The organism is Microvirga roseola, assembly GCF_020866965.1.
GTDB classification, from domain to species: domain Bacteria; phylum Pseudomonadota; class Alphaproteobacteria; order Rhizobiales; family Beijerinckiaceae; genus Microvirga; species Microvirga roseola.
Window position 1 is genome coordinate 1 of record NZ_JAJATX010000103.1, and the last position, 6600, is coordinate 6600.

The window sequence follows — 6600 nt, forward strand, 5'->3', positions numbered from 1 at the left end:
GGCAGGCCCCGCCCGGTTCCTCATACCTGCCAAAGTAGTGCTAGATCCAATGCTCCACAAACTGTTCGACTGGGCATCCGCCCTTGGGCCGGTTTTCACATGACCTTGATCAACACGGAAGATGTGAACCACCGGGCGAAGCTGATTGTGCATCGCTTTATTGCTCGCCAGGTCAGGAAGGATCCAACAGTCATCGACCGTGCCCGCGAAAGGCTCCTTGTTCCTGACCAAGGCCGGCCGGTCAGGACGTGGTGGGTGACCGAATGGCGCGACATCCTGACCCGTTCTCCTGTCGCGGGAGCTCAATTTCTGACCAGTCGACACGAGTACGCCTACCAGATGCGCAAATGTTCTCCGTTCTTTGGACAGGAGATTACGGGTCTCGACTTTACCGACTACCAGTACCGCATCCGGCTCTGGCGCAAGCCCAAACGAGCGCTCGTCCTGCGCCAGCAAAGAATGGAAAACCGCAATAGCTGGGCCTACCTCCAGTCATCTTACCGAGGGCAGTCTCCGACCTGTGCGCTTCCAGCATTCGATGGACCTTGGAATTCCGGTGTTCGCCTCTCAACCCATGATCGGTCGACATCACAAGGCGTCAGCCGCCATTGCGGATGAATTCGACGAGGTCCCGGTTCAGGCGCTCCCTGTGTGTGAAGTAGAGCCCGTGCGGGCCTCCCTCATACACCACCAGGCGAGCTCCCGGGATCAGGGAAGCCGCCGGACGCCCGGTCAGTTCGAGCGGGGCAGAGGCATCACTGTCGCCATGGATGATCAGCACCGGCACATCCAACCGTGCGAGCTCGGGCCTGAAATCGGTGGTTACCTGGATCCGGTTCAGTTCGCCGGCCGCCAGCAACGAGGTCTGGGTCATCATCCGAACGGTCCAGTCGATCATGAGCGGCGACGTGCCGGGCCCGAAGTACGGTTCGGTATTGGCCTCCATCCACCCGGCAAAATCGCCCAGGATGGCGCCTCGTGCCTTCTCGAACGCCGATCCCGGTATCCCAGTTGGGTTGTCATCGGCCTTCAACAGGAACGGGATCGCTGCCGGAGCGACCAGCAAGACCCGGGCAATCCGGTCCGAGCCATGCCGCGTCAGGTAGCGCACGACCTCTCCGCTGGCGAAGGAATGTCCCACGAGAGTGACGCTCTCCAGCCCCAGAGCCTTGATGACATCCGCGAGATCGTCCGCAAGGGTCTCGTAATCGTAGCCCCGGCCCGGATCGCTCGAGCGGCCATGTGAACGCCGGTCAAACGCGATGCAGCGGAATCCCTGCCGCGACAGGGGCTCCATCTGATAGGCCCACATATCCGAGGCGAGTGTCCAGCCCGCCAGGAACAGGTTTGGGTCGCCTGTGCCCCAGTCCCTGTAGAACAAGGCAGCACCTTGTGCAGTCATGATGGTGTTCGGGCCCAGGATGTGGGCGTCTCTGGTCGAGGCACTCATCGGCTTGATCTCCGCCGTTGTGAGGCAATTACGCCTGGTTCAGGCCGCTGCGGGCACCTGGTCGAGGAAGCCGACCGCGGTTTTGAGGCGGCCGTTCTCGATCGTGGCAAAGTCCGTACCCTTGATCGGGCCACCGCTTGCCTCGGGGCCGAGTTGCCAGGAGAAGCGCACCTGGTCGCCATAGCCGTCGGGTTGACCAACGAGAGCAAAGCGGAAGCCGGGGAACTGACTTTGCACACCCGAGATGAGAGCTTCGATCTGATCATGGCCCTGCCCCTGCATGAGTGGATCGAGGTAGGTGCCGTTCGCATTCCAAAGTTCGACCAGCAGGGTCTTGCGGCGTTGCAGATCCGTCTCGTTCCAGAGCTCGATGTAGCGGTGGGCGATGATTGCGGCGTCGGTCATGGGAAATCTCCTTGCGGCTGGTAGAATCAGTTGGTGGTGGGTGGCTATTAGACACCGGATGCCGGCGCTCTCACGGGATGCAGGCCTGGGCGATCGACAGGCTGTTCTCGAAAAGGCGGTGCCGGGTGATCCGACCGTTCTCGACGGTGAGGTGCAGCGCGAACGGGCCCGCGAAGGTCTTGCCCGTCGCGCGAACGGTGCCCGATAGGTGCCCCATCAGCACGGCGTCGGTCCCGTCAACGAGGAAGGTGTCGACGGAGGCGCGGGCGTCCTCGGGCACGGTGTACTCCATCAGTTCCGTGAACTGGGCGGCGCAATCGGCGGCGGTGGAGCGCGGACGGATCCACGGGGCGGCAGGGTTCTCGGCGAGCACCCAGTCGACCTCATCGGCAAAGAGCGAGACGAGCCGCTTGGTGTCCCCGGCCAGCCGGGCGGCAAGGAATTCCTGCACGACGGCTCGGGTGGCGTCGGCGACGGAGCTTGCGGCGGCGGTGGACGTTACAGTCATGGTGCTCTCCTTGCTATTCGGGCCGGATCCCGGCGCGGCTCGTTGATGTGGTTGATCCTGTCAGGGGAAAGGAAAGCGGTCGATTACCTCGGGGGTAATGAGCGGCAAAAGACGCGTACGCCGCCGCGAGTGGCCGTCGACAGGCACGCCGGGCCACGCATCGACTATGCTTCCCGCGAAGGACGGAACAGTCCATCGAAATGATACTGAAGGATCGTCACCGCCGAATTCCACGTGCGCTGCCCATGAGGTCGGTCATCTGGGCCGATTGGCATAGGGCAACACGAACATGTAGAGGCCTGTGAACAGGAGCAGGAAGAGCGGGAGCAGTGGCGAGTAGACCACCAGGGCAGGAGGTTCTCCCAGCGCCATTGCAACGAAGTTGGCGATGACCGTCATCGTAAAGATAATCGACAGCCAACGGTGTCCCCGCCGAACCCATCTGTTCCAATTCATTGTGACTTCCTCTGAACACGAACCGAGCGGATCAGGCGACCCGTTCGGCAGTGGCCTTCAATCGATGCGGGTTAAGACCTGCTCCAGGTTTGCAAAAAACCCTTGCCACCCCGCCTTTGCGCCTCCATAGGCCTGCTTCTGATCGGGCCGGAAGCCCACCTGCTCCATGCGCAACAAAGTTCCCCGGCTCGTTGGGGTTAGGGTGAAGGTCACCACGCTCTTCAGGTTGAAGGCGGCATCGTCGTGCTTGAAATCCCAGGTGTAGGACAACGTGTTGTTCGGCTCGACGGCGAGGACCTCGCAATCCAACACGCCGCTCCAGTCTCCGCGAAGATTGAAGCGGTGGCCCACGACAGGCGCGAAGTTGTTCTTCATGAGCCATTCCGCGATCAGGTGCGGCTGGGTGAGCGCGCGCCAGATCTCTTCCGGCGGATGAGGGATCTCCCGCTCTACGACGACGGAGCGCGCTTCGGTCGATAGGTCATTCATTGGTCCATCCTCTTGAGCAAGTCTTCGAGATCGTCGAACCGGTTTTGCCAGAAGGTGGCCATCTGACTTGTCCAATCGATCAACGGGGCTAAGGCTTTGGGTTGTGCGCTGTAGTGCGTCTGACGACCTTCGGGACGGTCGCGTACCAGCCCGGCCTGCTTCAGCACGCCGAGGTGCTTTGAGACAGCCGGTTGTGAGACCTTGGCGTGAGCAGTTAGGGCGGCCACCGTCTGGTCTCCGTCGCGACACAGTCGCTCGAAGATCGCCCGTCGCGTTGGATCGGCAAGCGCTCTGAAAAGGGCATCATGGGGCTGTGGCATCGCGACTCATAACTCACTGGTGATTAATCAGATTGATAACAGTGTGGTTATGAATTAGTCAATCAGGAACGTGGAGTGACCCAACGATCGTCGTCACAGGTCGCCGGCTATGCTGCGAATTCGCAAGCGGCGGTTTGCGCATTAACTATACTTTAACGATTGTGGGCCTGCCCAGGTTCTGCCTTTATTCCCTATAGCCGGCTTAAGTTCCAACCAAGAGCAACACTTCCTAGGCCGGAGAAAAGGGTGGACCTCATGTCCCTGAAGTTCATTGACCTCGATCTCATCGAGGATCTCTTCAAGCAAAAGTTTACTGTTTCCGCAGCCGATCCCGCGTCCTGGAAAGTCGAATTCAAGTCTGGTGAGTATGCCGGCTACACGTTGGCTCTGACCGGAACCGGATTCCCCGGGGATACCGCCCTCGGGCTCCCGATAAGCGGCACGATCAAAAGCATCACGCTTTCTGACGGTTCGAGCACGGCAACCAGCTCCGGCCTCTCCCTCTCTGCAGCCAAGTTCCTCGATATGGCTGATCTTGAGCAGGAGGACGAAGACGAAGACGAAGACGAAGACGAAGACGAAGAGGAAGACGAGGACCTCGACGACGACGACATCTTCGGCAGTGATGATGACGACGCGATCAGCACCGGCCGCGGGGACGATAATATCTTCGGAGGGCGGGGCAGCGATAAGGTCCGCGGCGGCTCCGGCAAGGACCGGCTCGACGGAGGCGATGATGACGACGACCTCGACGGCGATGGCGGAAATGACCGCCTGTGGGGGCGTGACGGCGAGGATGATATCGTTGGCGACAAGGGCAATGACTATGTGTCAGGAGGAGCTGACGATGACGAGCTCTCAGGAGACGCGGGCAAGGATCGTCTTTATGGCGGCAGCGGCGATGACCTTCTGAAGGGCGGAGCCGGCAAAGATCGTGTCATAGGCGGCAAGGGCAACGACACTCTGAACGGCGGAGCCGACAATGACTTCCTCGTTGGCGGCGCGGGTCAGGACACCTTCACCTTTGGTGCCGGGTTCGGGAAGGACCGGGTTCGCGACTTCAAGCAGGGACAAGATCTGCTCGACCTTCGCGATGCCGGGGTTACGAGCTTTGGCCAGATTGCCGACGAGATTGTCTACAAGGGCCGGACAGCCAAAATCGAAACGGATGAAGGCACGATTATCCTGAAGGTCAAAGCTCACCTGACCGAGTACGACTTCGTCTTCTGATCACGCTGGGTACAGGCGAGCATCTCTGAGGCCTCCGGAGGCCGAGAGCACTCGCCTGTATCCGGATCTGCAGTGGGACAAGATCTCATGAAATACGGCTACGCAAGGCGCTGGAGCAGGTCGAATTCGGCCTTCCTTGGAGCCTTTCTCGGCATGATGATTGCGGCGGCTCATCAGGTTCACCATGCCCTTGCTGGCGAGATTCCCAATGAAAGTCCGCTGGCTCACATTTTTCTGGAGCTTGTCGGGCTTGCAGCAGGCACTGCCATTTTGGGGGCGGCTCTTGCAGAGATACGAAATCGGCGTCAGTAGAGGTACGGCTCCTACTAGGATGGCCGCGAGGAGCGCAGTGATGTTCTGGTCTGACCTCCCAGATGTTGGCTCTAGGACTGCGCCAAGCTTCCACGGTATAGCCCGCATTCCGGGCGAGCAGCATCCAATGCCCTCATGTCAACTCGCTTCCTTGCTCAAGACTGATGAGCACGCAGTCGGCGAGATAGCCGAACGAGTCGAGTTCGAAGAGCGTGTTGGCTGCTAAGTGGGGCCATGTATTGGTCCGTTCATCGAGCCATTGCAGAACATCGGCGTACTTCCGCCTCGTGCCAATAGCCGCCATTCGGGAGCAACCGCTCCTCCAGGTATGCCTTGATGTGCTGGTTCCAGATGGTGCCGGCAGCGAGATTGGGCGTGTTCTCTTGCGCGTGCAAGACGCCGCAAATGTCGCCCAGGACCTCACCAATGGTCGCCTCGGACGATACTCAACGGACCTTCAGCGGGTGTGGTCTGCAAACGGGTTCAAGGGGCAAAGGCCCGCCTCAGAGCGTGAGGCGGGCTTTCCGTGCTGCATCAGGCGGCGAGCGCCTGTTGGCGGAGAATGTCGTCCAACGTGACTTCGCCCAGGAACTCGCCTCCGCTGACAGCGGTCTCGCCCCGCTCGACTGCGTGCGCGAACCGGACCGCCGGATCCGCCTCTAGCTTCTCGAACAGTCGCTGCAAGCCGGGATAGTCGCGGCGATCGACAACGTCGTGATACTCGGTCCACCGCGCGATGCCGATGAAGTAGGCATCCGCCAACGTGCGCCGATCTCCCAGCAGCCATTCCTTGTCGCCAAGGATTCCTTCCAGGTCGGCATGAGCCTTGGCCACCTTCGCCACTCCGTAGGCCCTGAGGACGTCCCTGGCGGATCCTTCAACCCCATGCTCAAGAGCGTACTAGAGCGGGCCGAAGGCGGCGAAGAAGCTCGTGTTGAGGAACGCCAGAACCTGGTTGAGCCGGTCGAACCCGGCCGTGCCTTGTGCATAGGACAGTCCCTTGCCGATCCCCCGTGCTCCGAGGTGGTTGAGGATTGCCATTCAACAGCATCGATCATTTCCAGACGTTCGCTCGCAAGTCATGGGCGATTAGGATTGTTGGCAGTAGAGGAAGGTAATTAAAGGCGGCACTTGTTATTAACTTGAAAAAGACCTATATAGCTTTTATCGGATTTTGGCCGGACAATCGGGTCGTTTCGCTTTTGGTCTTTCCAGGCGCACGTTCGGACTTTCTTACCATCATATCGAAGAATCGAGTCAAAGTCGCGCTTTTGCGCGCCTTTACTTACGTGCATCTGCGACAATCACGAAAGGCTACCCCATGGTTACGGGCACTGTAAAATTTTACAACGAAATGAAGGGCTTCGGCTTCATCCAGCCGAATGACGGCAGCAAGGACGTGTTCGTCCATGCCACCGCTCTCGAGCGCG

At 59.9% G+C, this 6600-nt stretch carries 11 protein-coding genes and 1 pseudogene; 4 read left to right on the forward strand and 8 right to left on the reverse strand.

Features of this window, described 5'->3' with window-relative positions; translation table 11 throughout:
- The coding region (locus LG661_RS23825; protein WP_230534484.1) for a hypothetical protein at window positions 1-618 on the forward strand (618 nt) is incomplete at its 5' end.
- Here the strand turns inward: LG661_RS23825 and LG661_RS23830 are convergent.
- The 6 genes from LG661_RS23830 to LG661_RS23855 all read right to left on the reverse strand — a co-directional run bounded on the left by LG661_RS23830 (window position 599) and on the right by LG661_RS23855 (window position 3628).
- On the reverse strand, window positions 599-1450 hold the full coding sequence (locus LG661_RS23830; RefSeq protein ID WP_230534485.1) for an alpha/beta fold hydrolase: 852 nt from the start codon (window positions 1448-1450) through the stop codon (window positions 599-601). The genes LG661_RS23825 and LG661_RS23830 overlap by 20 nt on opposite strands.
- A 39-nt stretch (window positions 1451-1489) precedes the next feature.
- Window positions 1490-1855: a nuclear transport factor 2 family protein gene (locus LG661_RS23835; RefSeq protein WP_230534486.1), complete on the reverse strand. Its 366-nt coding sequence runs from the start codon at window positions 1853-1855 to the stop codon at window positions 1490-1492.
- 70 nt (window positions 1856-1925) lie between these two features.
- Window positions 1926-2363 carry a nuclear transport factor 2 family protein gene (locus LG661_RS23840; protein WP_230534487.1) on the reverse strand — a complete coding sequence of 146 codons (438 nt, stop codon included), beginning with the start codon at window positions 2361-2363 and terminating at the stop codon, window positions 1926-1928.
- A 255-nt stretch (window positions 2364-2618) separates the two neighbouring features.
- The gene (locus tag LG661_RS23845; RefSeq protein ID WP_230534488.1) at window positions 2619-2819 is read right to left on the reverse strand and encodes a hypothetical protein; all 201 of its coding nucleotides are present in this window, start codon (window positions 2817-2819) and stop codon (window positions 2619-2621) included.
- A 57-nt stretch (window positions 2820-2876) separates the two neighbouring features.
- On the reverse strand, window positions 2877-3308 hold the full coding sequence (locus tag LG661_RS23850) for an SRPBCC family protein (RefSeq protein WP_230534490.1): 432 nt from the start codon (window positions 3306-3308) through the stop codon (window positions 2877-2879).
- Window positions 3305-3628, reverse strand: coding sequence for an ArsR/SmtB family transcription factor (locus tag LG661_RS23855; RefSeq protein ID WP_230534492.1), 324 nt, complete (start codon window positions 3626-3628; stop codon window positions 3305-3307). The genes LG661_RS23850 and LG661_RS23855 overlap by 4 nt, the downstream gene beginning before the upstream one ends.
- 255 nt (window positions 3629-3883) lie before the next feature.
- On the opposite strand from LG661_RS23855, the gene LG661_RS23860 reads away from it, so the two are divergent.
- Both LG661_RS23860 and LG661_RS23865 read left to right on the forward strand, forming a co-directional pair.
- Window positions 3884-4858: a calcium-binding protein gene (locus LG661_RS23860; protein WP_230534493.1), complete on the forward strand. Its 975-nt coding sequence runs from the start codon at window positions 3884-3886 to the stop codon at window positions 4856-4858.
- Between the two features lie 87 nt (window positions 4859-4945).
- Window positions 4946-5170, forward strand: coding sequence for a hypothetical protein (locus LG661_RS23865; protein ID WP_230534494.1), 225 nt, complete (start codon window positions 4946-4948; stop codon window positions 5168-5170).
- Between the two features lie 133 nt (window positions 5171-5303).
- On the opposite strand, the gene LG661_RS23870 is transcribed toward LG661_RS23865, so the two are convergent.
- Window positions 5304-5474, reverse strand: a complete 171-nt coding sequence (locus tag LG661_RS23870) for a hypothetical protein (protein ID WP_230534496.1) — start codon at window positions 5472-5474, stop codon at window positions 5304-5306.
- A gap of 230 nt (window positions 5475-5704) precedes the next feature.
- Window positions 5705-6211: pseudogene (locus LG661_RS23875) on the reverse strand (glutathione binding-like protein); the annotation flags it as partial.
- Between the two features lie 280 nt (window positions 6212-6491).
- Here LG661_RS23875 and LG661_RS23880 point away from each other — a divergent pair.
- A partial coding sequence (locus LG661_RS23880) for a cold-shock protein (RefSeq protein ID WP_230534497.1) occupies window positions 6492-6600 on the forward strand: 109 nt, incomplete at its 3' end.